This is a genomic window from Gordonia sp. 34D (assembly GCF_056682775.1).
The window spans coordinates 1,412,346-1,435,480 of sequence record NZ_CM155293.1 but is presented as its reverse complement, the minus strand read 5'-3'; the positions used below and the strand labels follow the sequence as shown (position 1 = coordinate 1,435,480).

Sequence of the window (23,135 nt, the reverse complement as noted above, 5' to 3'; positions counted from 1 at the left end):
GCGTCCACCACAATCACTCGCCCGAAAAGACTGAGGAGTCAACATGGCAACCACGCACGAAGTGTTCAATCAAGCGCCGCCGCGCTCGGGCATCAATGAATACACCAGCCACACCGCACTGGTTGAGGCCGTAAACGTCTACGGGGGCGGCTGGGCAACGGAATCGCTCACCGCGGCCGGTGCCCTTGTTGGTCAGGCCGACTTTCAGCGGGACGCCGAACTCGCCAACACCATCACCCCCAAGCTGCAGACGCACGACCGCTGGGGTAACCGCATCGACGATGTGGAGTTCCACCCGGCGTATCACCGCATCATCGGCGACGCCATCGCCCACGGCGCGCACACCAGCTGCTGGTCCGATCCGCGCGACGGCGCACACGTGGCCCGAGCGGCGATGTTCATGCAATTCGGCCAGATTGAACCCGGTCATGCGTGCCCGGTCAGCATGACCCACGCAGTGGTGCCGTCGCTGCGTGTCGACGAGAAACTCGCCGACCTGTGGCTGCCGAAAGTGTTCTCCACCGACTACCAGCACGACCTCGGAGCTGGCGACAAGTCCTCGGCAATCTTCGGCATGGCCATGACCGAGAAGCAGGGCGGCTCCGACGTTCGCGCCAACACCACCCGCGCGGTAGCTCAGTCCGACGGCACCTACCTGATCACCGGCCACAAGTGGTTCTGCTCGGCACCGCAGTCGGACGCGTTCCTGGTGCTCGCGAAGACCGAATCGAAAACGGATCAACCAGGGGCATCGAGCGTCACCTGTTTCGTCGTTCCGCGCGTCCTGCCCAACGGCACGCGCAACGTTTTCAACATCCAGCGGCTGAAAGACAAGCTCGGCAACAAGTCGAATGCCTCGAGCGAAATTGAATTCGACGGCACCGTGGGCTGGCGTCTCGGCGATGAGGGGGCGGGCGTCCGGACCATCATCGAGATGGTCAACCAGACCCGCCTCGACTGCATCCTCGGCAGCGCTGCAGGCATGCGCCAGTCGGTCGCGGAGGCAGCCTGGCATGTTCGCAATCGTTCGGCCTTTGGTGCCACGCTGATCGACCAGCCGGCCATGACCGCCGTCGTCGCCGACCTTCAGCTTGAGGCCGAAGCCGCAATCTGGACTGGCATGCGTTTGGCGGCCGCGTACGACGACGAGGCTGAAGAATCGGCCGCCTTCCGTCGCCTGGCGACGGCCGTCGGCAAGTATTGGGTCTGCAAGCGTGGACCCAACCACGCCTACGAGGCACTGGAATGCCTGGGCGGCAATGGCTACTGCGAGAACGGGTTCCCGCTCTCGCGCCGCTACCGTGAGCAGCCAGTTATGGCCGTCTGGGAAGGCTCGGGCAATGTGATTGCCCTCGACGTCCTCCGCGCGATGATGCGTGATCCGCTGTCGGTGGAGGCCGTCGATAACGAATTTGAGCGGTCGCTCGGCGTGTATCGCGACTACGACCTGCACGTCGAGAAGACCCGCAAGTTGATCGCGCAAGCAGCAGCCGATCCGACCGCCGCTCCCGCGCTCGCACGTCGACTCACCGAGTCCATGGCGATCGCGCTGCAGGGTGCCATTCTCATCCGCCAGGCACCGGAGTCGGTGACCGACGCCTTCATGGCTGGCCGTATCGCTGACCCCGGCCACATGTATGGCGTCCTCGACTCCTCGCTCGACCTTGCTGGCATTGCCGCACGGGCGTGACCTGCTAGTTCACCAATCCTCCCCATCGAAAGACCCATTTGATGCATCTGACTGCCACCCTTGAGCGCAGTGCGCGCCAATTCCCAACGAAACCCGCCCTGGAGTTTGGGGCGGAAACGATCACCTACTACGACCTGCTCGACAAGTGCCGCCGTGCGGGATCGGTCTTCGTTGAGGCTGGCGTCAAGCCGGGCGACCGCGTCGCGGTAATGACTTACAACACGCCGGGCTTTGTCGTCGCGGCGTTCGGCGCGTGGTTTGCCGGAGCTGTGCTGGTCCCGGTCAATCACAAGTTCGCTGCACCGGAGGTGGCCTACGCGGTCGGGCACAGTGGTGCGTCGATCGGCGTGGTGTCGGGCTCGCTGGCGGCCACCGCTGTGAGCGCCGGTTCGGAAACCTCTTGGCTGACAACCGAATCCGGCCACGAGGGGCTGTCGGATTTCGATGCGCTAGTGGCGGGGGCCGCACCCATCGTGGGTCCGGTCAGCGGCAACCTCGACGATGTGGCACAGATCCTCTATACGTCCGGGACCACAAGTTCACCCAAGGGGTGCCTGCATACGCATCGCACCCTCTCGGGACTGGGTCCGGCGCTGTCCGCGACTCTCGGCTTCACTTCCGAAGAGCGGTTCCTGCTGGCGATGCCCATCTGGCATGCGGCACCGCTGAACGACTGGCTCCTGACGATGATTTCTCTCGGTGCCACAACGGTGCTGATGCGCGAATTTGACCCGACCGCGTTCCTCCCAACTGTCGATAAGCACCGGATTACCGCGTTCTTTGGTTCGCCGATCGCGTACCTGTTGCCCGTTCAGATGGCCGACGCCGGGAAGATCAACTTTGCCGACTACGACCTGTCGACGGTGTCGAAGTGGCTGTACGGCGGGGCATCGCTGGGGGAGCACACCGCTCGTCGGCTGGTCGATACCTACCGCAGTGACAGGTTCTTCCAGGTGTACGGAATGAGCGAGATGGGACCCGCGGGCACCGCGCTCTATCCGCACGAACAAGTAACCAAAGCTGGATCCATCGGGCGGGGTGGCATGGTTGCCATCGACTTACGTTTGGTCGACGCGAACGGCGTCGACGTTGGCCCCGGAGGCACGGGCGAGATTTGGCTCCGCGGCGACAGCCGGATGATCGGCTATTTCGAGAACGACGCCGCGACCGCAGACTCGTTCGACGGTGACTGGTTCCGTACCGGCGACGTCGCGCGCATGGACGACGACGGCTACCTCTACATCGTCGACCGCCTGAAGGATGTGATCATCGTCGGAGGTGAGAACGTCCATTCGCAGGAGGTCGAAGAGGTGCTGCGCGGTCACCCGCGCCTGGCCGACGTCGCGATTATTGGTCGGCCGCACCCAGAATGGGGTGAGACGGTGGTCGCGGTGTGTGTCACGAACGACGGTGCCGATATCACCGTCGAAGAGGTGCGTGAATTTCTCGCCGACAAGCTCGCGCGCTACAAGCTGCCCCGAGAAGTGGTCGTCGTTGATGCTCTTCCGCGCAATCCGAGCGGCAAGATCGTCAAACACGTCCTCCGCGAATCGCTGTAGGACGTCGGCCCACCGTCGAATTCGTCCCTTTTCTGTCACAAAGCGTCGTCGACATCCGACCAGACCGTCACCGATCAGTGCGATCGGTGACGGTCTGGTCGTTTTGTGACAGAAAAGGGGCGGGCGGGGAAGGGGTGGCCCGAGCGCGAAAGTTGGGCGGGCGGCGAGTTACACAGCCGAAACACAAGCGGGAATCCTTGACGAAGTCGAAACATCGGGGCGTAACGGCACGCAACACTTCGCTTGCATTCTTCTCGTGGGACGTCGATGGGCGACGTTCCTTCGAGGAGGTGCAACCGTGCAGATTGCCTTGCCGGACGACGTGTTCGGAACAATTGACGCGGGCAATACCGCGTGGGTCCTCATGAGCGCCGCGCTCGTGTTGCTGATGACGCCGGCCCTGGCGTTCTTCTACGGCGGACTTTCCCGTGGCAAATCAGTACTCAACATGATGATGATGTCGTTCGCGGCACTCGGAACAGTGACCGTCATCTACATCCTGTGGGGCTTCTCAATGTCCTTCGGAAACAGCCTCACCGGCGACGGTGACATCGGCGGCGTTTTCTCCAACCCGCTGTCGCTCTTCGGATCTGATCAGCTGACGCAGACACGAGACGTCAACGGGACCACCGAGGTCGTCGTGTGGGGCAGTACCCACATCCCCGCGATCGTGTTCTTGGCGTTCCAGTTGACCTTCGCCGTGATTACCGTGGCCCTCATCAGCGGTGCCCTCGCCGAACGCGTGAAGTTCGCTACGTGGGTTGCCTTCACTGTGCTGTTCACCACCATCGTCTACTTCCCGCTCGCCCACATGGTGTGGGGTGGGGGACTGCTCTCCAACGCCAAAGACTCGATCGCGTCGTGGATGTTTGGCGTGGCCGACGGCGTGGCCAAAGTGGCACCCATCGACTTTGCCGGTGGCACCGTCGTACACATCAATGCCGGTATCGCGGGCTTGGTTCTGGCCCTGGTCGTCGGTAAGCGTCGCGGATTCGGCAACACGGCCTACCGCCCGCACAACATTCCCTTCGTCATGCTCGGTGCCGCACTCCTGTGGTTCGGCTGGTTCGGCTTTAACGCGGGCTCCGCGCTCGCCGCAGACGGCATTGCTGGCCTCGCTTGGGTCAACACCGCGGCCGCTACCGCCGCCGCCATGGTCGGTTGGCTCATCGTTGAATGGATCCGCGACCGTCACCCCACCAGCGTCGGCGCCGCTTCCGGCATCGTCGCCGGTCTCGTCGCGGTGACTCCGGCGTGCGGATCCATCACACCGGTTGGCGCGCTACTGCTCGGTGTTGTTGCTGGCATCCTCTCGGCATTGGCGATCAGCCTGAAGTACCGGTTCGGTTTCGACGATTCGCTCGACGTCGTCGGCGTCCACCTGGTGTCCGGTCTGTGGGGAACTATCGCCATCGGCCTCCTCGCGAAGGAAACGGGACTCTTCTACGGCCACGACCTGAAGCAGCTTGCCGTCCAGACCGTCATCGCGTTCAGTGCCCTCGCCTTTACCGGAATCTTGACCTACCTGATCGCACTCGTCCTCAAGCCCTTGGGCTGGAGGGTCGACCGCGAGGCCGAACTCGGCGGGATCGACGGCGCGCAGCACGCCGAGAGCGCGTATGAGCCGGCATGAGTTCTTCTAGCAACTAGTCTCGTTTGTGAGAGAAGGGGTAATCCATGAAGCTGATCACCGCAATCGTCAAGCCGTTCACCCTCGAAGATGTGAAGGCGGGGCTTGAGCAAATCGGGATCGTCGGGATGACCGTCAGTGAAGTACAAGGCTACGGCCGCCAGAAGGGGCACACCGAGGTGTATCGCGGTGCCGAGTACGCCGTCGACTTCGTCCCGAAGGTGCGCGTCGAGGTAGTCGTCGATGACGAAGCCGTCGACCAGGTCACCGACGTCATCGTCGAAGCCGCCCGCACCGGAAAGATTGGTGACGGCAAAGTTTGGGTGATGCCGGTGGAGTCGATCATTCGGGTGCGAACCGGTGAACGCGGACCCGAAGCCATCTGATGGCCGCGCGGCCCCGGACCCAACGTCCGGGGCCACCCTGGCTGCCGTCAGAACAGTTGTCCTGCAAGATGAATCACTGACCGGGGCAAGGCGTCGGGCAGCGATCGGCGCGGTATTCGAAGACTGGATCAGCGAGCGCGCCAAAGCTCTCGGCATCGTCGATCAGAGCGGATTCGCCGTCGTGGCGGTCGGCAGTCTGGGCCGCAACGAGATGGTCGGATACTCCGATCTGGACCTGATCCTGGTGCACGACGACCGCTACCCGGAACGACTGTCGCAGGTGGCAGACGGACTGTGGTATCCGCTCTGGGACGCAGGGATCAAGCTTGATCACAGTGTGCGTTCGGTCCCGGACGCCCTGCGGGTCACCCGGGAAGACGCCACCGCGGCACTGGGACTACTTGACTCCCGCTTCATCGCCGGTGACGCGGATCTTGCCGGGCTGATGACCACCTCGGTCCGCAACTTGTGGCGCTCTGAGGCACGACTGCGACTGCCGCAGGTGCTTGAGGCAACCCAGGATCGGTGGCGGCGGTCCGGCGATATCGCGCACCGCGCGGAACCGGATTTGAAGAATGGCCGCGGTGGCCTCCGCGACATCCAATTGCTCAATGCTTTGGCCCTCGCTCAATTGACGGACGGTCTGGATCGGTTGGACCCCGGCACCGAAGGGTCACCGTTGGCGCAGGCATACGACTTTCTGCTCGGCGTCCGCGACGAAGCCCACCGGATTGCTGGCCGTTCCCGTGATCAGGTTCGCGCGCAGGACGCGGACGAGATCGCAGAGGCGTTGGGGGTGGGTGACCGCTTCGAACTATCACGCCGAATCAGCGATGCCGGGCGCACCGCGTCGTATGCCGTCGACGCCGGCCTGCGGACCGCACAGAATGCGGTTAGTCGTCGCGGTTTTTCCCGCCTACGGCGGTCGCCGCTGCGTCGCCCACTCGACGAAGGGGTGGTGGAACACAACGGCGAAGTGGTGTTGGCGCGATCGGCCATCCCGAGCAGCGATCCGGGTTTGGTTATCCGCGTGGCCGCCGCCGCGGCGCGCAACCGACTCCCGATCAACGGGCCCACCCTGGAACGGCTGGCCAAGTACGGCGCGCCGATGCCGGAGCCCTGGTCAATTGAGGTGCTCTCGGATCTGCTGGTTCTGCTGGCATCGGGGCACGATATGGCCGGTCCCGTCGAAATGCTCGACCGTGCAGGTCTTTGGGGTCGATTGTTTCCCGAATGGGATCGCGTCCGTGACGTGCCGCCACGTGACGGCATCCACACGTGGACCGTCGATCGGCACCTCATCGAGACGGTCGCGTTCTCCGCGGAACTGACAACCAGCCTGTCGCGGCCCGACCTCCTGCTTCTGAGTGCGCTCCTGCACGACATCGGGAAGAGTTCCGCTGGAAAAGATGGCCCGGGCGGGCCAGACCACTGCGAGGTCGGTGCCGAACTCGCCGACACCGTCGGACGGCGATTGGGGCTGTGGGCACCGGACCGTGAAGTCGTCAACCAGGTGGTTCGGCACCACCTGCTGCTGCATCAAGTGGTGACGCGTCGGGATTCGACCGATCCGGCGGTCGTTGCTGAAGTAGCCGAGAAACTGGGGAACAACGCGGTGGTCGTGGAAGTCCTCGGTGCCCTCAGTGAAGCCGACTCACGCGCTACGGGGCCAGGGGTGTGGGGTGAGTGGAAGTCGTCGCTGATTTCGGGGTTGGTCGATCGCGTCGTCGCGCATATCGGCGGGTCTCCGATCTCCGTGCCGGAACCTGTATCACCGGAATTGCGCGACCTTGCCGAGCGAGGTGGCCTGCACGTGCTGGTGGAACGGGGCGATGGCCCCAACATGTCGATCGTGACGATGATTGCGCCGGACCGTCGAGGGTTGCTGTCGACGATGGCGGGCGTGTTGGCGGTGGCGGGGCTGCAAGCACACTCGGCGACGCTCGCCTCGCATGCGGGCCACGCCGTCGACACGTTTGTTGTGATGCCGACCTTCGGTGGGCCACCCAACGCCCAGTTGCTGCGGCAGCGACTCAATGCGTCGTTGGCCGGTGATTACCACCCGATCGTCGAACTGGCCGCGCGCACCGCGGCACGACTACCCGAGGCCGGAACTTCCGCGCAAACGGCGGTTCCGGTCACGCGGGTCGTCGCACCTCCGCGAGCCCGTTGGTTAACCGGGGGCGCGGGGCATTGGCTCCTTGAACTGCGGGCCGCCGACGATGAGGGGCTCCTCGCGAAGGTCGCCGCAGAATTGGAAGCGGGCGGGGTCAACGTCGATTGGGCGACGGTCTCGACGCTGGGTGCCACCGCCGTCGACACGTTCAGCGTCACTTTGCCGGACGAGAGTGTCGCGGCCAGGGAAGCGTTGACGGCCGCGGTGCTCGCGGTCTGCGCGCCCGCGCGGTGACGGTGTACGCCTCCCGCGGGCCCGCCGGTTGCGTCGACGTGGAAAGATGGGGGAATGTTCGAATCCCTCTCTGACCGGTTGACCGGTGCTCTGAAGGACCTGCGCGGCAAGGGGCGGCTTACTGACGCCGATATTGATGCCACCGCACGGGAAATCCGACTGGCATTGCTCGAGGCCGACGTTTCGTTGCCCGTTGTGCGTTCGTTCATTGGACGCGTCAAAGAGCGCGCCAAGGGCGCCGAGGTCTCCGGGGCGCTGAACCCGGCGCAGCAGATCGTCAAGGTCGTCAACGAGGAACTCATCGCCATCTTGGGCGGCGAGACCCGACGGCTCTATCTCGCGAAGAACCCGCCGACGGTCATCATGCTGGCTGGTCTGCAGGGTGCCGGTAAGACGACGCTTGCCGGAAAGCTGGCGGCATGGCTGGTGACGCAGGGGCATACGCCGCTGTTGGTGGCCTGTGACCTGCAGCGTCCCGGCGCCGTGCAGCAGTTGCAAATCGTCGGTGAGCGGGCTGGCGTGCCGGTGTTCGCTCCCAACCCCGGTACTTCGGTGGGTGGCGAAGGCTCACTCGGCGTCGACGGTTCGCAGGGCCCGGTCCAGGTTGCCGAAGCCGGTGTCCAGGAAGCGCGCGACAAGCAGCACGACGTTGTCATCATTGACACCGCGGGTCGTCTCGGTATCGACCAGGAGTTGATGAGCCAGGCGACCGCGATTCGCGACGCCACCAGCCCCGACGAAGTCCTGTTTGTGCTCGACGCCATGATCGGTCAGGACGCGGTCACCACCGCCCAGGCCTTCGCCGACGGTGTCGACTTCACCGGTGTGGTCCTCACCAAGCTCGACGGTGACGCCCGCGGTGGTGCGGCCCTGTCGGTCCGCGAAATCACCGGTCGACCCATCATGTTCGCGTCGACCGGCGAAAAGCTCGAAGAATTCGATGTCTTCCACCCCGACCGCATGGCCAGCCGCATTCTCGGCATGGGCGATGTCCTCTCGCTTATCGAGCAGGCCGAGCAGCACTTCGATGCCGCCGAAGCCGAGAAGACTGCCGCCAAGATCAGTCAGGGCGAACTGACGCTGGAGGACTTCCTTCAGCAGATGATGATGATCCGCAAGATGGGCCCGATCGGCAACATCCTCGGCATGCTGCCGGGTGCCGGTGACATGAAGGAAGCCCTCTCGCAGGTCGACGACTCGCAGCTCGACAAGATCCAGGCGATTATTCGCGGCATGACGCCCGCCGAGCGTGACGATCCGAAGATCATCAACGCCTCGCGCCGCATCCGTATCGCCAAGGGTTCCGGTGTCACGGTGACCGACGTGAACCAACTCGTTGATCGCTTCTTTGCTGCGCGCAAGATGATGTCGCAGATGTCCGGCCGCATGGGTATGGGCATGGGCGGCGGGCGAAAGAACAACCGCAAGGGCAAGAAGGGGAAGAAGGGCAAGGGAAGCGGACGCGGACCGACGCCACCCAAGGCCATGCGCGGCGGATTCCCCGGCATGCCGGGGATGGGAATGCCGGGCATGCCTCCGGGCTTCGACTTGTCGAACATGCCGCCGGGGCTGGACGAACTTCCGCCGGGCCTCGAAGGTATCGACCTCAACGACCTGAAGTTCCCCAAAAAGTAGCGAGTACAGCAGTAGTAGTCGAGTACAACCGGTGGCGTCCCCGTGAGAGGTAGCCGAGGACAAATAGTCCTCGGTGGGTCCTCACGGGGACGCCGCGGTCGTTAGAGAGGTGTGAGACCTGTGTCTGCAGCGTTGGAATTGACCGGCACTGACCCGTTCACCGGCGAAAGACTCCATTTCTGGGTGGCCGACGGCGTGATCTCCACCGAGCCCGTCGCCGGTGCAGAGCGCGTCGAGGGTGCCGCGATCATTCCGGGACTGGTCGACGCTCACAATCACGTCGGTATCGCGCCGGGACTCGGCGTCACCATCGAGCGGGCCCGCGGCTTCGCGACCGAGGATGCACGTGCCGGAGCACTGCTGATCCGCGAGGTGGGATCACCACTCGACACACGTCCGCTCGACGATGATCCGGCAGGTCCGCGGTTCATCCGCGCCGGAAAGCACATTGCCCGCCCGAAGCGGTACCTGCGCGACTACGGCATTGAACTCGAAGACCCAGACACCCTGGCCGAGGAAGTCGCACGGCAAGCCCGCGAAGGCGACGGCTGGGTGAAGTTGGTTGGCGACTGGATTGACCGCGAGGTCGGCGACCTCGCGCCGCTGTGGACGCGCGCGCAGTTGGACGCGGCGGTTGTTGCGGCGCATGAGAACGGCGCGCGAATCACCGCGCACGTCTTCGGGGCCGATGCGCTGCCCGATATTGTCGGAGCCGGCTTCGACTCGATCGAGCACGGCACCGGACTCGACGAGAATTTGATCGACGAGATGGTGCGCCGAGATATTGCGCTGGTGCCGACGCTGATTCAGCTCGAGAACTTCCCAAACATCGCCGATGGTGCCGATCGTTTTCCGAAATACCAGGCCAATATGCGCGCGCTGTACGCGGGTCGCGGAGATGTCTTCGCGAAGGCTCGAGAGGCGGGCGTCCGGATTTTCGCGGGTACCGACGCCGGCGGCTTCATTGGCCACGGCCGCATCGTTGACGAAGTGGAAGCGCTGGTTGGCATTGGTTTCTCGCCGTTGGAATCACTGACTGCAGCGTCGACCGCGCCGCGAGCATGGTTGGGGGAGTCGGGCATCGAACACGGTGCCCGCGCGGACTTCCTCGTCCTCGATGCCGATCCGGCTCAGGACTTGTCGACCCTGCGTCGGCCCATTCACGTGTTCTGCGGTGGCGTCAAGATCGCTTGAGTTGGGATCTAGCCCACGATCTGAAGTACGCCAATCGCAACGAGTAGGGCGGTGACCAGCCAGCCCGCGCCACGGGCGACGGCGGCCTGGTTGCGACGTCCCGCGGCAAAAACGCGGCCAATCCAGGAGTGCGGGCGGGCGCGAACCACCACCAAGGCTAAGCCAGCCAGAAACGGCAAACTCAGGGCTGCGGTGGCGTAAAGAATGAGGCCCAAGTACCTCTCGGTGACGGGGATGTCCGCCGCCGAGAGAATCGCGAGGCCCGCATAGAACGGCACAGACGTCGCCGACTGGATTAACCCAAGGACGAACCCGACCAGGACGGTGAGGGCCGACGGTCGGCGCAGAGGGCTCAAGATTTTGTCGACCAGCGCCGACGAATCGCCACCTTGGACGGTCAAGAACGCGGTCAACAAACCGGTGAGGATCAGCAGGATGCCAAATACCGGCGACGCAAGGACCGCGTCGACGAGTGACTGCAGGCCGTCAAAAACGAGCAGCACAATGAAGGCGAGGACCAACACGCCCAGCCAGTCGCCGATCAGCAGCAGCGGGGCGATCCGGCGATACATGCCGGAAGCAGACATCATGGCGAGGGCCACCAGCACCCCGATCAGCAACACATTGACCGAGTCGACGAAGGCGAGCGACAAGGCATGCAGCATGGGCTTCTCAGGTCTCCGGAGGTCTGGTCGACAACTCGTCGTGGCGTCGATCTCGGTGACACGCTACCGGGTGCAGCGCCCAGGACCGATATTCGGTGGTGGCTGGGGCGGCACGCGGTTTGGGTGCAGGCCCACTGCTCTGGCAGAATGAAACGCTGGTTCGCCGGAACCGGCCAAGGCCGACCGGCGGTCACCCCTGAAGAGATCGCAAAACCGGACTCGTCGCCAATCGGCGGGTCGCTGAATTGCGCTGTGACACACAAGGAGAGCCCGCATGGCTGTCAAGATCAAGCTCGTCCGCCTCGGCAAGATCCGCAACCCGCAGTACCGCGTTGTGGTTGCCGACGCCCGCACCCGCCGCAACGGCCGCGTCATCGAAACCATCGGCAAGTACCAGCCGAAGGAAGAGCCGTCGCTCATCGAGATCGATTCCGAGCGCGCACAGTACTGGCTCAGCGTCGGCGCGCAGCCGACCGAGCCCGTCGCCGCCATCCTCAAGATCACCGGTGACTGGCAGAAGTTCAAGGGCCTGCCGGGCGCCGAAGGCACCCTGCGCGTCGCAGAGCCCAAGACCTCCAAGCAGGACCTGTTCAACGCTGCGCTCGCCGCCGCCGAGAACGAGCCCTCGGTTGCCGCAACCACCGCGAAGAAGAAGGCTGCCAAGAAGGAAGAAAAGGCCGCTGAAGCTGAGGCCACCGAGGCTGCAGCCGAAGAAGCCGGTGACGCCAAGGCCGACGCGTGAGCGCAATCGTCGCTGACGCCGTCGAACATCTCGTTCGCGGAATCGTCTCCAACCCAGACGACGTTCGCGTCGACCTGATCACCGGCCGTCGCGGTCGGATGGTCGAGGTTCACGTCAATCCTGACGATCTCGGCAAGGTGATCGGCCGTAATGGTCGTACCGCCACCGCGCTGCGCACCCTGGTCGCCGGTATCGGTGGCCGCGGCATGCGCGTCGACATTGTCGACACCGATCGCTGATTGAAGCCAGGAATTCATAACTGATGGATCTGGTGATCGGTCGTGTGGCCAAGACGCACGGTGTCCGCGGTGAACTCGTCGTCGACGTCCGCACGGACGACCCCGCAACCCGTTTCGCGGTCGGCACGACCCTCCGTGGTCGTGCCCCGCGCAACGCGGGCGGCGGGGAAAAGCAATACGTAGTAGCAGCCGCCCGGATGCATGCCGGGCGGCTGTTGCTGTCGCTCAAAGATATCCAGGGCCGCGATCAAGCTGACCAGCTCCGCGGAACCCTGTTCCTCATCGACGCAGCCGACGTCGATTCCGGTGATGACCCGGACGAGTTCTACGACCATGAACTCGAAGGCCTGCCCGTCAGCACCGTCGACGGTGAAGCGGTTGGCACGGTGAAGGAAGTACTGCACCTTCCCGGAGGGGAATTGCTGTCGGTGAAGACGCCCGACGGCCGTGACGTGTTGATTCCGTTTGTGCGCGAGATTGTGCCGACGGTGACCCGCGAGGGAATCGAGATTGATCCGCCGGAAGGCCTGATCGATCCGATCGAGGACTGACGTGCGGGTCGACGTCGTCACGATTTTCCCCGAGTACCTGGCACCGATGCGCGAGGCGTTGCTGGGTAAAGCAATTGACGCCGGTCTCGTTGAGGTGGGTGTCCACGACCTCCGCAATTGGGCCCACGACGTGCACCGCAGCGTTGACGACACGCCGTACGGCGGCGGACCCGGAATGGTCATGAAACCGCAAGTGTGGGGCGAGGCGCTCGACGAGGTTTGCCCCGACGATGCGTTGCTGGTGGTCCCGACCCCGGCCGGCGTGCCGTTCACACAGGCAACCGCCCAGCGGTGGAGTTCGGAAAAGCACCTGGTGTTCGCCTGCGGACGTTACGAAGGTATTGATCAGCGAGTCTTCGACGACGCCGCGCGCCGCGTGCGGGTGGAGGAAGTTTCACTCGGCGACTTCGTGCTCATCGGCGGGGAGGTGGCGGTGCTCGCGATGGTCGAGGCCACCACTCGGCTTATGCCCGGTGTGCTGGGTAATCCTCAGTCGCACCAAGAAGATTCGTTCTCCGACGGCATTCTGGAAGGTCCGAGTTACACGCGACCAAAGCTGTGGCGCGATCTGGAAGTGCCGCCAATTTTGTTATCGGGGGATCACGCGAAGATAGCCGCCTGGCGTCGCGAGCAAGGGATGGAACGCACCCGGGAACGCCGGCCAGACCTCCTTCCGGAATAGTCGGCGACCAGGTTCCTCGGCGTGTCGTGGAACCGAACGCCGATTGCGTGCGTCTAACCACCATGGGGACCTCGTGGATCGTGGGAATCGGTGAGCTCATGGCTCGCCTCAATTCGATGGAACCGGGCGCAGCGGCCGCCGATGCAGCGGAAATTTCCCGCATCGTCGACGAAGCCACTGCCATCGGCGACAAACTGAAGGCCGCATTCGCCGACGGTGCATGGGTTGGGGCGGGCGACGTGACCGGTGTTGCGGCCGACGCCAGTCGAGAATCGGCGCATGCCTTGGCCGCACAGGTTGGGTCGGTGGCAGACCGGTTGCGGACGGGGCACCAATCATTGACGACCGCCTCCGGCGTACTGACCGCGGCCGTCGCGTACATGCCGCGGCTGATGGCGCTGCAACTTCTGGCTCCGTCGTCGGAAGGGATACGGCAGGGGGTGGGGATGGGTGTTGGCCTTGAACTAGAGAAGGTCTACAACCCGCCTATGTCGTCGACCGCGAATACCTTGATGACGTCGGGTGCCGGGCCGCAAACCTTTGGTGGCGGCTTATCGGGGGTCGGTGCAGATGCCACGGGTGCCGTGCCCAACAGCGGGGGTCCCGCCGGGCCCGTTGCGGAGATGCCGACGGACGGACTGGGATCCGGTGATGGCGCTGCCGGTCCGGCTGGGTTGGGGAACGCCGACCACGGATTGTCTGGACCCGCGGGCGGGCCATCCGGCCCCGGAAACGGGAGTCAGGCCGAATCGCCAAGCGCGGGGCCAACGCCGAATCTTGGTCCGGGCGGTCCCAGCAATCCCGGGCCGGCGGGACCCGGTGGACCAACCGGACCACCAGCGACGTCGTCTCCGACTGCTATCGCGCCCGTGGTCAACCCGCGTATGCCCGGTGCTCTGGCGGTAAACAGACCAACGCCGGTGCCTGCGTCGTCGTTGCTCGGACGGCCGGTGGCACCGGTGGCAGAAGTGAGGACCGGGTCGACGTCGACGGGGGCCGGTGGAGTGCCTTCGGCCGCCAACCCGGCCAATGCGACGGCAGGGGCCGGGGCCAATCAGGCCGGGAGTCGCGCCTCGAGCGGACCGTACGGTCCGACCTCGCGCCGCAGCGATGATCAACGTGTTCATCGACCGGCCGACTACCTGCGATCGACCACCGAGGGGATATTGGTCCTAGGGCCACAGCCGTTTGTCGGACCACCGGTTATTAGTGCGATCGGTGTTCGCGAAGCTGACATTCGGGATGACGATGGGGCCGATCACGACAACTTCGACGATCTCGACGCCGACCGTGATGATGACGACGATGATCAGGAATTGGACCTGACCCTGTAGAGGTGGCAGAATGTTTCAGGTTGCCTGCCCCGTGAAATAACGGCCCGGATACTTGTGTCTGGAGAGTGCAGCGCACAGACCTATGCAACGGGCACGAACCGGTCGAACCTTACCGCTTGCGGGAGGCCGCCAGGTTCCTCTGTCCCCGCCCTAGATTGGACGAGAATTATGAATACCCTGGACTTCCTCGACAAGGCGTCCCTGCGCGACGACATTCCTGAGTTCGGCCCCGGCGACACGCTCGACGTGCACGTCAAGGTCATTGAGGGCTCGAAGGAGCGCGTGCAGGTCTTCAAGGGCGTCGTGATCCGTCGTCAGGGCGGCGGCATCGGCGAGACCTTCACCGTCCGCAAGGTGTCGTTCGGCGTTGGCGTGGAGCGTACCTTCCCGGTTCACAGCCCCAACATCGCGAAGATCGACGTCCTGACCCGCGGTGACGTCCGTCGCGCCAAGCTGTACTACCTGCGCGACCTGCGTGGCAAGGCTGCCAAGATCAAGGAAAAGCGCTGATCGCTTAGGCGCCGTACTTTTCCGAAAGCCCCGCATCCCGACTTCGGTCGAGGTGCGGGGCTTTTGCCATGTGCACACAAACTCAGCGGGTGCGATAACCAGACGCGGGTGGCGATCGCTAGGCTATTCAACGTGGATGACACTAGCGGGGACTACCAATCGCACTCAAGCGGTGAACCGGACGACGACACCCCCTCGTTCAGCATCAGGGATGCTGACAGCGATACGGACGACGGCGAGGGCAAAAGCCACTGGGGGCGCGAGATCGCGATCATCGTCGCCATCGTCCTGGCCCTGATGTTCATCTTCACCCAATTCTTCTTCCGCCAGTACGTCGTGCCGTCGGAATCGATGGAACCGACATTGCACGGATGCGTTGGCTGCACCAACGACCGCATCGTCATCGACAAGATGGTTTACCGGTTCGGTGACCCGAAGCCCGGCGATGTCGTCGTATTTAAGGCCCCGACCTCGTCGTGGGACGAAGGTTGGAGCTCGCCGCGATCGTCGAACCCCGTGATGCACAAGGTGCAGGACGTCCTCTCGGTTTTCGCGTTGGCGCCGCCGAACGAGAACAACCTCGTCAAGCGTGTGATTGCGACCGGCGGGCAAACCGTTGAGTGCAAGGAAGCCAATGGCAAGGGCGTCACGGTGAACGGTAAGTCGCTGAATGAGCCCTACATCGACAAACAGTTGCAGGCGGAGACCTATCAGTCCTCGGACGGCGTTCTTGGGAAGGGCACGTGCTACGGCGCTGATTTCGGTCCGATCACCGTGCCGCAGGGCAACGTTTGGGTGATGGGCGACAACCGCAGTAATTCGGCTGACTCCCGTGCCCACATGGAGGACGAATACCAGGGCACCGTCCCGGTCTCCGACATTCGTGGCAAGGTTCGGACTATCATTTACCCGTTCTCCCGGATCGGGGGCGTGGGCTCGGTTAACCCGCAGGGCTGACCGATGAGTGTTTCCCCGTCGACAAGTGGTGCCTCACGCTGGCCGCCGCGATCCCCGGTCCGTAAAGCGGCCGGACTGCGAACCCTGGAGTTCACGCTCGCCCGGCAGGGTCTCGGCCCGGTCGCTGGCGTCGACGAAGCCGGACGTGGTGCTTGCGCGGGCCCGCTCGTGGTCGCCGCGTGCGTGCTGTCGAATTCACAGTTGAAATCGCTCGCCGAACTCAACGATTCAAAGAAGCTCAGTCACGCGACCCGCGACAAGTTGTACGACGCCGTCGTCAAACATGCGGTGAGCTGGCACGTGGTCGCGATTCCCGCCGCTGAAGTCGACCGCATTGGCGTGCACGTGGCCAACATCGAAGGTATGCGACGCGCTGTCGCTGGGCTGTCGGTGCGGCCCGGATACGTGTTGTCGGACGGCTTCCATGTGCCGGGCATCCCTGCGCCGTCGTTGCCGGTAATCGGGGGTGATGCCAACGCCGCCTGCATCGCTGCCGCGTCGATCCTGGCGAAGGTAACCCGCGACCGCATGATGGTGGCCCTCGATGAGACCCTGCCCGGCTACGATTTTGCAGTTCACAAGGGGTACAGCACCGCGCTTCACATGTCCCGACTCGACGAGCACGGTCCGTCGCCGGAGCACCGTCGCTCGTACCGGAACGTCCGCGATAGGCTGGCCTGATGAGCGCTGAAGATCTCGAAAAGTACGAAGCCGAGATGGAGCTGTCTCTGTACCGCGAGTACAAGGACATCGTCGGACAATTCACCTATGTGGTGGAGACCGAGCGACGCTTCTATCTCGCCAACGGCGTCAACCTGGTTCCGCGCAATTCGGACGGCGAAGTGTACTTTGAAATCCACATGACCGACGCCTGGGTGTGGGACATGTATCGGCCTGCCCGCTTCGTGAAGCAGGTGCGCGTCGTGACGTTCAAGGACGTCAACATCGAGGAATTGGAGCGCTCCGAGCTCCGTCTACCCGACGAACCGTGACCGGAAATTCGGTAATTCGAGCGAACCAGGGTCACTACGGTGGCCCCATTGCTCATCTTGATGATTTCAAGCGCCGCCCGTTGTCGACACTGTCCCATTCGGACCTGCGACGCGGCGGCGTGGCATCCGGTGTCGATTGGCGGTAGTGAAGCGTCGTCATCGCCGTCCTCCCAGGTAAATCTGTTGATGATTTTCTCGTTGTACCCAATCGCCGGTGACTGCGGCGGTCGCGATAGTTTCTGTCGGAACGCCTGCGCATGCTTGCGTGCATGGGGGAAGAAAATGCACGCCAGCGCACTGATCGTCGACGGCTCATCGGTCAAGTCGGGGAAGACCTCGCCGCCAACTACGTCGAGAAGCTCGGCTGGCAGATTCTGGAACGCAACTGGCGCACGCGGAACGGTGAACTTGACCTAATCGCCGCCGACGGCGACACCCTGGTAATCGTCGAAGTGAAGACGAGAGCGAGTCGTACCTACACCGATCCGCTCGCCGCGGTGACTCCACAAAAGTTGCGTCGAATGCGGTTGCTGGCCCGGCAATGGCTCGCGCAGCAAGACCGGTTCTGGGAGGTCGTGAGGTTCGACGTCATCTCTATCCTGCTCGACATTCAAGATCCCGAAGACCTCGAGCAGGCGACGTGGTGGCATCACGTCGGCATCACCGAGTAGCGCCGTGACCGGGCTCGGGAGGGTGCATTCAGTGGGGCTCAATGCCTTTGCCGCCGACATCATCGAAATCCAGGCGAACATCAGCTCGGGACTTCCGGGCGTCACGATCACCGGAAGTGTCGACGGCGCCCTCCGCGAAGGCAAAGACCGGGTGCGTGCCGCCATCACCAACAGTGAACTGAAATTCCCCGAAACCAAGGTGACGATTGCACTCGCGCCCGCCAGCCTGCCAAAGCAGGGGCCGGGATTCGACCTGCCCCTCGCCGTGGCCGTTCTGATCGCCGCGAAACAAGCCTCGACGTCCCGGCTCGATGGCACCGTCATGCTCGGAGAACTCGCCCTCGACGGTCGGCTGCGACCGGTGCGCGGGGTGCTCCCACTCTTGCTTGCTGCCCGTGACGCCGGTTTTGAGCGGGCGGTCGTGCCGCTTGCCAATGTTGCCGAAGCGACGCTGGTTTCTGGGCTCGATGTCGGTGGTGCGCAAACGCTTTCCGATGTCGTGCGGTGGATGTCCGGCGACGTTGTACTCGATACTGTCGACGGTGAACCGGTAGCACCGCCAGCGGCCGTGGTCCCGGACATGGCCGACGTCGCCGGCCAGGCCGCGGCGCGACAGGCCCTCGAAATCGCGGCGGCCGGGGCGCACCACTTGCTAATGACCGGTCCTCCAGGGATCGGGAAGACCATGCTCGCCAGTCGACTACCCGGAATCCTGCCGCCGCTCGGCCAAGAGGAGTCGCTCGAGGTCACCGCAATCCATTCCATCGCAGGCACCCTGCCCGAACATCACCCGCTGATCACCGCGCCGCCGTTCGTCGCACCACACCACAGCGCTGGTATGACTGCACTTCTCGGTGGCGGCACCGGAATGGCACGACCGGGGTCGGTATCGCGTGCGCACCGAGGCGTCCTTTTCCTCGACGAGTGCGCGGAAATGGGACCGAAAGTTTTGGACTCCCTACGACAGCCGCTGGAAGAAGGTCTCGTGCGGATCTCGCGGAGGGACGGAACCGCCGTTTACCCGGCTCGGTTCCAACTAATTCTGGCGGCGAACCCGTGCCCGTGCGCCCCCGCCCACGACGTCGACTGCGTGTGCACCTCGGTGCAACGCCGCCGCTACCTGGGGCGATTATCGGGACCGTTGATGGACCGCATCGATTTGCGAGTCCGGATGGAACCGCCAGCCAACAGCGCCCTGATGACCGAGGCGGGCGAGTCGAGTGCGGTGATGGCCGCCCGCGTCGCGCAGGCTCGGTCGGCAGCGCGTGAGCGATGGTCTTCCGACCAGTGGCTCACCAACGCCGAAGTGCCGGGAAGTGCTCTGCGACAACGCTATCGGCCGCCGCTAGCCGCGCTCGCTCCGGTCGAGCAAGCATTGCGCCACGGACGCATCACTGCGCGCGGTGCCGATCGGGCCCTGCGGGTGGCGTGGACCATCGCCGACTTGCGCGGGGCCGACCAACCAGAGGCCGACGACGTGGTGTCGGCCCTGATGTACCGAGATCGGGGAGGACAACTGTGACAACGACGGGGACAGGTATGACGGATCGGGAGCGTCGAGCGTGGGCCTATCTCGCGGCAGTAGCTGAACCGCCATGTGCGCCGCTGGTCGCGTTGGTCGAGGAAGTCGGGTCGGTCGAGGCGGCCAAGGCGGTGCGGACCCGAACTGTGCCGCCGCACTATCAATCGGTGTTGGTGGCCACTGAAGCACGCGCGGCCGTTGACACCGCTGCACGTGATTTAGAAACATGCGATCGACTCGGTGCCCGGCTGCTGACCCGCGACGACGCTGACTGGCCAGCCTGGCAGGTCTTAGGCCTCGACCAAGCAGACACTGCCGCGCGCGGGGGAGCCCCGTTAGCGCTGTGGGTGCGTGGACCGGAGTCGTTCGCGGACATTTCGGAACGATCGGTGGCCTTGGTGGGATCGCGGGCGGCGTCGTCGTACGGCGACTACGTGGCCGGACTGCTGGCGGCGGATCTGTGCGCCAGCGGGTGGGCCGTCGTCTCTGGTGGGGCGTACGGCATCGACGGATCGGCGCACCGCAGCGCACTGGCTGCCTCCGGCACGACCGCCGCTGTGCTCGCGTGCGGAATCGACCGCGACTATCCGTCTGGGCATGCGCAGTTGCTGCGTGAGATCGCTCAACGCGGGCTGGTCGTGACCGAGTATCCGCCAGGCACGACGGCCGCCAAGCATCGCTTCCTCACGAGGAATCGGTTGGTGGCAGCATTGTCGTCGGCGGTGGTCGTCGTGGAGGCAGGTCGGCGGTCCGGGGCGGCGAATACGGCAGCGTGGGCCAAACGGATTGGGCGGCCGCTGGGGGCAGTGCCTGGCGCGGTCACGAGCGCGACGTCGGTCGGGACCAACGCGATGATCGCGGACGGCGATGCGACGCTGGTCGCCGACGCCGCCGCGGTGATTGCCCTGGCGGCACCTGACGGGCACGACGTGCGACCTGCGGCACCATCTCGACGAACCGATGGTTTGCTGCCCGACCAACTGCGCATTTTGGAGGCGCTGCCCGCCCGCGGTGGCCTGTCAGTGGATGAGATTGCGTTCGTCAGTGGCGTCCGTACTCAAGACGCGCTCCGGGCTCTCGCCGCTCTCGACTTCGCTGGTTTGGTGGATGGATCCGATGGGACCTGGGGGCTGGCACGGTGATGCGGGCCCCGATTCGCACAAACTGTTAGGCTCGCCTAAGTGGGGTAATGGTGGCTAACTGAGGAGCGAGTGTGGCGAAGCGACTGAACACAATGACGGTGCTGCGGACCGAGAAACTGACCCCGCACATGGTGCGCGTCTGGTTCGGCGGCGACGGCTTCGACGATTTCCTCCCGGTCGGAGGCGACGGCACCCCTGAACGCCCCGACACCGACATGTACGTGAAGTTCGTGTTCGCGCAGGACGGCACCGTGTACCCCCAGCCCATTGATCTTGACGTTATCCGCGATACCTTGCCGCCCGAACAGCAACCTGTTCTGCGTACCTACACGGTGCGTCGCTACGACGCTGCGGCGCGGGAACTTGCGGTCGACTTCGTCGTGCATGGCGACGAGGGGATTGCCGGGCCGTGGGCGCGCCGCGTGCAACCTGGCGAGCGGATCACGTTCCGCGGCCCCGGTAGCGGTTACCGCCCGGATCCCGGCGCGCCGTGGCACCTATTGGTGTCCGACGAGGCGGGCCTCCCCGCGCTGTCGGCCGCGTTGGAATCCCTGCCGGAGGACGCGATCGCCAAGGTCTTTATCGAGGTCGCGGGGCCCGAGGACGAACTGGAACTGACTGCGCCGGTCGGTGCGGAAATTACGTGGGTGCATCGTGGGGCCGGGCCGTCGGAGGCACCCGAGAGCAGGGCGGGGGACAACGCTCCGGTAATCGCGGCTGTCCGCGCTGCGGAATGGCTCGACGGTGAACCGCACGTCTTCATTCACGGCGAGGCTCAGGCTGTCATGAAGAATCTGCGCAGCTATGTCCGCAAGGAACGAGGTGTCAGCGCCAAACGCGCCGCGTCGATCTCCGGTTACTGGCGCCGCGGTCGTACCGAAGAGGGCTTCCGTCAGTGGAAGGCCGAAGAGCGCAAGGCCGCTGCGGACGCTTAATCCGCTCCGTCGTTCGGTGCCCCAGCAACCTCCCCTCCCTGTTCTCGCATGATGCGTTGATTCCCGCACTACGTCAGACGTAGTGCGGGAATCAACGCATCATGCGAGAACGGGCAAGGGCGGCAGCGGGGCGTGAGGGAAGGTCAGACCACGGATTCGACGCGAAGGGTGCTGCGGGGGACGGCGAAGGCGGCGATTGCCGCGACGAAGCATACGGCGAGGGACAGGACGCAGGCCCAAATGTAGGCGCTCGCAGTCGGAATGGGGACCGGTCCGGAAGGACTGTTGTACACGGCGTACGACGCCGCCAGGATCATGCCGACGACGGCCGTCGCCAGCGAGGTACCGATCGACCGCATCGTGGAGTTGACGCCATTGGCTTCGCCGGTCTGCGTCACCGGGACCCATTCCATGATCAGCGACGGCATCGCCGAGTAGGCGATCCCCAAACCGGCACCGACTACGGCGTTGATGAGGATCAGCCAAATCCAAGTTGGTGGCCATGGGCCGAGCAGCATTACCAAGAAGCCCACATACCCGATAGCAATCACCAGGCTGCCGATTCCCAACGAAATCCGCGCCCCGTGACGCCGTGTCAACCAGGCGCTCACGTAGGAGAACGCAAACATCACCAAGCCGCCGGGCATGAGCACCAACGCGGCCTGAACCATCGGCAACCCGACGCCGGTCGGCGCAGCCTCGGGGGCCATCAGGATCTGAATCGGCATCATCTGCATCGCATAAAACACAAAACCCGCCGCAATCGAAGCGGTGTTCGTCAGCATGATCGGCCTGCTGGCGTTGACCTTCAAGTCGATCAGCGCATTGGGGTGACGTTTTTCGAACCGCCACCAGAGAAATGCCGAGACCACGAAACCGGCGAAAAGACCGATGGTGACCGGGCTACCCCAGCCCCACTCGGCGCCCTTCGACAGCGCCAACAAAATGCACACCATGAACACGCTCAAGCCGATGGCTCCGACCAAGTCGAATCGTCCGCCCGTCGCAATATCGCCAGCCGGGACGACGATGTACACCGCGATGGCCACCACGACCGCCACCAGCATGCACACCCAGAATAGGGCGTGCCAACTGACGTTCTGCGCGATGACGGCGGCGAACGGAAGGCCCAGCGATCCACCGACACCGAGCGAGGCGCTCATGGCACCGATCGAGGATTCGAGGCGTTCGGCGGGCACGATGTCCCGGATCAGGCTGATCCCGAGCGCCACGGTCCCGATTCCCATGCCCTGCAGGCCTCGTCCAATCAGGAACGGCACCAACGACGACGACACCGCGCACACCACCGAACCGATGGCCACGGCGCTCAGGCAGGCGAGCAGCATGCGTCGTTTGCCGATCATGTCGCCGAGGCGACCTGAAATGGGTGTGACGACCGCACCCATCAGCAAGGTGATGGTGAGGGCCCACGTCGCGTTGGTCGGCGAGGTATGGAGCAGTTTTGGGAGGTCGGGGATCAGCGGCACGATGATGGTCTGCATCAACGAAACGACGATGCCCGCCGCACACAAAACGGCAACGGCCAGGCGGTCGTTGCCCGGTGTCGCGGACTTAGTGAGGTCGGTCAGGGGGAACACTTCCCATCGAGGCGTCCAAAGACGGATAACTACAGAATTAGTGGATAGGTGCATTGTCGCTGGCTCAATCCCTACTGGCGAGTCCGGGGCG

Annotated in this window: 22 protein-coding genes; 20 read left to right on the top strand and 2 right to left on the bottom strand. The window is 64.3% G+C overall.

Translation table 11 applies throughout. From position 1 onward, the window contains the following. Window positions 1-43: 43 nt before the first annotated feature. From AC1L34_RS06650 to AC1L34_RS06620, 7 genes are all read left to right on the top strand, one after another. Complete coding sequence (locus tag AC1L34_RS06650; RefSeq protein WP_424294347.1) at window positions 44-1,690, top strand: acyl-CoA dehydrogenase family protein; 1,647 nt, start codon at window positions 44-46, stop codon at window positions 1,688-1,690. Between the two features lie 41 nt (window positions 1,691-1,731). Then, on the top strand, window positions 1,732-3,249 hold the full coding sequence (locus AC1L34_RS06645; protein WP_424294348.1) for a class I adenylate-forming enzyme family protein: 1,518 nt from the start codon (window positions 1,732-1,734) through the stop codon (window positions 3,247-3,249). Window positions 3,250-3,547: 298 nt separating this feature from the next. Next, the gene (locus AC1L34_RS06640) at window positions 3,548-4,882 is read left to right on the top strand and encodes an ammonium transporter (protein ID WP_424297465.1); all 1,335 of its coding nucleotides are present in this window, start codon (window positions 3,548-3,550) and stop codon (window positions 4,880-4,882) included. Window positions 4,883-4,926: 44 nt separating this feature from the next. After that, a complete protein-coding gene (locus AC1L34_RS06635; RefSeq protein ID WP_424297467.1) occupies window positions 4,927-5,265 on the top strand; it encodes a P-II family nitrogen regulator in 339 nt (112 codons plus the stop codon). Then, window positions 5,240-7,675, top strand: a complete 2,436-nt coding sequence (locus AC1L34_RS06630; protein ID WP_424322884.1) for a [protein-PII] uridylyltransferase — start codon at window positions 5,240-5,242, stop codon at window positions 7,673-7,675. Before AC1L34_RS06635 ends, AC1L34_RS06630 begins: the two co-directional genes overlap by 26 nt. 54 nt (window positions 7,676-7,729) lie before the next feature. Further along, window positions 7,730-9,310 (top strand): signal recognition particle protein, encoded by a 1,581-nt coding sequence (ffh, locus tag AC1L34_RS06625; RefSeq protein ID WP_424296360.1) that lies wholly within the window; start codon window positions 7,730-7,732, stop codon window positions 9,308-9,310. A 120-nt stretch (window positions 9,311-9,430) separates the two neighbouring features. Next, window positions 9,431-10,504 carry an amidohydrolase family protein gene (locus AC1L34_RS06620; RefSeq protein ID WP_424296359.1) on the top strand — a complete coding sequence of 358 codons (1,074 nt, stop codon included), beginning with the start codon at window positions 9,431-9,433 and terminating at the stop codon, window positions 10,502-10,504. An 8-nt stretch (window positions 10,505-10,512) separates the two neighbouring features. Here AC1L34_RS06620 and AC1L34_RS06615 read toward each other — a convergent pair whose 3' ends face one another. Further along, the gene (locus tag AC1L34_RS06615; protein WP_424296358.1) at window positions 10,513-11,169 is read right to left on the bottom strand and encodes a hypothetical protein; all 657 of its coding nucleotides are present in this window, start codon (window positions 11,167-11,169) and stop codon (window positions 10,513-10,515) included. Between the two features lie 274 nt (window positions 11,170-11,443). Here AC1L34_RS06615 and rpsP point away from each other — a divergent pair, with 274 nt between their 5' ends. The 13 genes from rpsP to AC1L34_RS06550 all read left to right on the top strand — a co-directional run bounded on the left by rpsP (window position 11,444) and on the right by AC1L34_RS06550 (window position 21,446). Continuing rightward, window positions 11,444-11,911 carry a 30S ribosomal protein S16 gene (gene rpsP / locus AC1L34_RS06610; RefSeq protein ID WP_424296356.1) on the top strand — a complete coding sequence of 156 codons (468 nt, stop codon included), beginning with the start codon at window positions 11,444-11,446 and terminating at the stop codon, window positions 11,909-11,911. After that, on the top strand, window positions 11,908-12,150 hold the full coding sequence (locus AC1L34_RS06605; RefSeq protein ID WP_424296355.1) for an RNA-binding protein: 243 nt from the start codon (window positions 11,908-11,910) through the stop codon (window positions 12,148-12,150). Before rpsP ends, AC1L34_RS06605 begins: the two co-directional genes overlap by 4 nt. Before the next feature lie 23 nt (window positions 12,151-12,173). Beyond that, a complete protein-coding gene (gene rimM / locus AC1L34_RS06600; RefSeq protein ID WP_424322882.1) occupies window positions 12,174-12,701 on the top strand; it encodes a ribosome maturation factor RimM in 528 nt (175 codons plus the stop codon). Window position 12,702: 1 nt separating this feature from the next. After that, window positions 12,703-13,383 (top strand): tRNA (guanosine(37)-N1)-methyltransferase TrmD, encoded by a 681-nt coding sequence (gene trmD, locus AC1L34_RS06595; RefSeq protein WP_424296352.1) that lies wholly within the window; start codon window positions 12,703-12,705, stop codon window positions 13,381-13,383. A 62-nt stretch (window positions 13,384-13,445) separates the two neighbouring features. After that, window positions 13,446-14,717 carry a hypothetical protein gene (locus tag AC1L34_RS06590; RefSeq protein WP_480035198.1) on the top strand — a complete coding sequence of 424 codons (1,272 nt, stop codon included), beginning with the start codon at window positions 13,446-13,448 and terminating at the stop codon, window positions 14,715-14,717. A gap of 168 nt (window positions 14,718-14,885) precedes the next feature. Further along, window positions 14,886-15,227: a 50S ribosomal protein L19 gene (gene rplS / locus AC1L34_RS06585; protein ID WP_424322880.1), complete on the top strand. Its 342-nt coding sequence runs from the start codon at window positions 14,886-14,888 to the stop codon at window positions 15,225-15,227. A 132-nt stretch (window positions 15,228-15,359) separates the two neighbouring features. After that, the gene (lepB, locus tag AC1L34_RS06580) at window positions 15,360-16,184 is read left to right on the top strand and encodes a signal peptidase I (RefSeq protein WP_424296494.1); all 825 of its coding nucleotides are present in this window, start codon (window positions 15,360-15,362) and stop codon (window positions 16,182-16,184) included. Between the two features lie 3 nt (window positions 16,185-16,187). Next, window positions 16,188-16,865: a ribonuclease HII gene (locus AC1L34_RS06575; RefSeq protein WP_424296492.1), complete on the top strand. Its 678-nt coding sequence runs from the start codon at window positions 16,188-16,190 to the stop codon at window positions 16,863-16,865. Next, the gene (locus AC1L34_RS06570; protein WP_347954436.1) at window positions 16,865-17,176 is read left to right on the top strand and encodes a DUF2469 domain-containing protein; all 312 of its coding nucleotides are present in this window, start codon (window positions 16,865-16,867) and stop codon (window positions 17,174-17,176) included. Before AC1L34_RS06575 ends, AC1L34_RS06570 begins: the two co-directional genes overlap by 1 nt. Window positions 17,177-17,445: 269 nt before the next feature. Next, a complete protein-coding gene (locus tag AC1L34_RS06565; protein WP_424296490.1) occupies window positions 17,446-17,847 on the top strand; it encodes a YraN family protein in 402 nt (133 codons plus the stop codon). 31 nt (window positions 17,848-17,878) lie between these two features. Then, window positions 17,879-19,369, top strand: coding sequence for a YifB family Mg chelatase-like AAA ATPase (locus tag AC1L34_RS06560; RefSeq protein ID WP_480035197.1), 1,491 nt, complete (start codon window positions 17,879-17,881; stop codon window positions 19,367-19,369). A 17-nt stretch (window positions 19,370-19,386) separates the two neighbouring features. After that, window positions 19,387-20,511: a DNA-processing protein DprA gene (dprA, locus tag AC1L34_RS06555; RefSeq protein ID WP_424296496.1), complete on the top strand. Its 1,125-nt coding sequence runs from the start codon at window positions 19,387-19,389 to the stop codon at window positions 20,509-20,511. Between the two features lie 71 nt (window positions 20,512-20,582). Then, window positions 20,583-21,446, top strand: coding sequence for a siderophore-interacting protein (locus tag AC1L34_RS06550; protein ID WP_424296489.1), 864 nt, complete (start codon window positions 20,583-20,585; stop codon window positions 21,444-21,446). A 143-nt stretch (window positions 21,447-21,589) separates the two neighbouring features. Here the strand turns inward: AC1L34_RS06550 and AC1L34_RS06545 are convergent, their stop codons facing one another. Next, entirely contained in the window at window positions 21,590-23,044 is a 1,455-nt protein-coding gene (locus AC1L34_RS06545) for an MFS transporter (RefSeq protein WP_424295421.1), read from the bottom strand. Window positions 23,045-23,135: the final 91 nt, after the last annotated feature.

Excerpts from the sequence above, each read along its gene's own strand:
- rimM (WP_424322882.1), top strand. The coding sequence starts at position 12,174 with ATGGATCTGGTGATCGGTCGTGTGGCCAAGACGCACGGTGTCCGCGGT.
- AC1L34_RS06590 (WP_480035198.1), top strand. The coding sequence starts at position 13,446 with ATGGGGACCTCGTGGATCGTGGGAATCGGTGAGCTCATGGCTCGCCTC.
- rplS (WP_424322880.1), top strand. The coding sequence starts at position 14,886 with ATGAATACCCTGGACTTCCTCGACAAGGCGTCCCTGCGCGACGACATT.
- AC1L34_RS06645 (WP_424294348.1), top strand. The coding sequence starts at position 1,732 with ATGCATCTGACTGCCACCCTTGAGCGCAGTGCGCGCCAATTCCCAACG.
- rpsP (WP_424296356.1), top strand. The coding sequence starts at position 11,444 with ATGGCTGTCAAGATCAAGCTCGTCCGCCTCGGCAAGATCCGCAACCCG.
- AC1L34_RS06650 (WP_424294347.1), top strand. The coding sequence starts at position 44 with ATGGCAACCACGCACGAAGTGTTCAATCAAGCGCCGCCGCGCTCGGGC.
- dprA (WP_424296496.1), top strand. The coding sequence starts at position 19,387 with ATGACGGATCGGGAGCGTCGAGCGTGGGCCTATCTCGCGGCAGTAGCT.
- AC1L34_RS06615 (WP_424296358.1), bottom strand. The coding sequence starts at position 11,169 with ATGCTGCATGCCTTGTCGCTCGCCTTCGTCGACTCGGTCAATGTGTTG.
- AC1L34_RS06635 (WP_424297467.1), top strand. The coding sequence starts at position 4,927 with ATGAAGCTGATCACCGCAATCGTCAAGCCGTTCACCCTCGAAGATGTG.
- AC1L34_RS06565 (WP_424296490.1), top strand. The coding sequence starts at position 17,446 with ATGGGGGAAGAAAATGCACGCCAGCGCACTGATCGTCGACGGCTCATC.
- AC1L34_RS06570 (WP_347954436.1), top strand. The coding sequence starts at position 16,865 with ATGAGCGCTGAAGATCTCGAAAAGTACGAAGCCGAGATGGAGCTGTCT.
- AC1L34_RS06575 (WP_424296492.1), top strand. The coding sequence starts at position 16,188 with ATGAGTGTTTCCCCGTCGACAAGTGGTGCCTCACGCTGGCCGCCGCGA.
- ffh (WP_424296360.1), top strand. The coding sequence starts at position 7,730 with ATGTTCGAATCCCTCTCTGACCGGTTGACCGGTGCTCTGAAGGACCTG.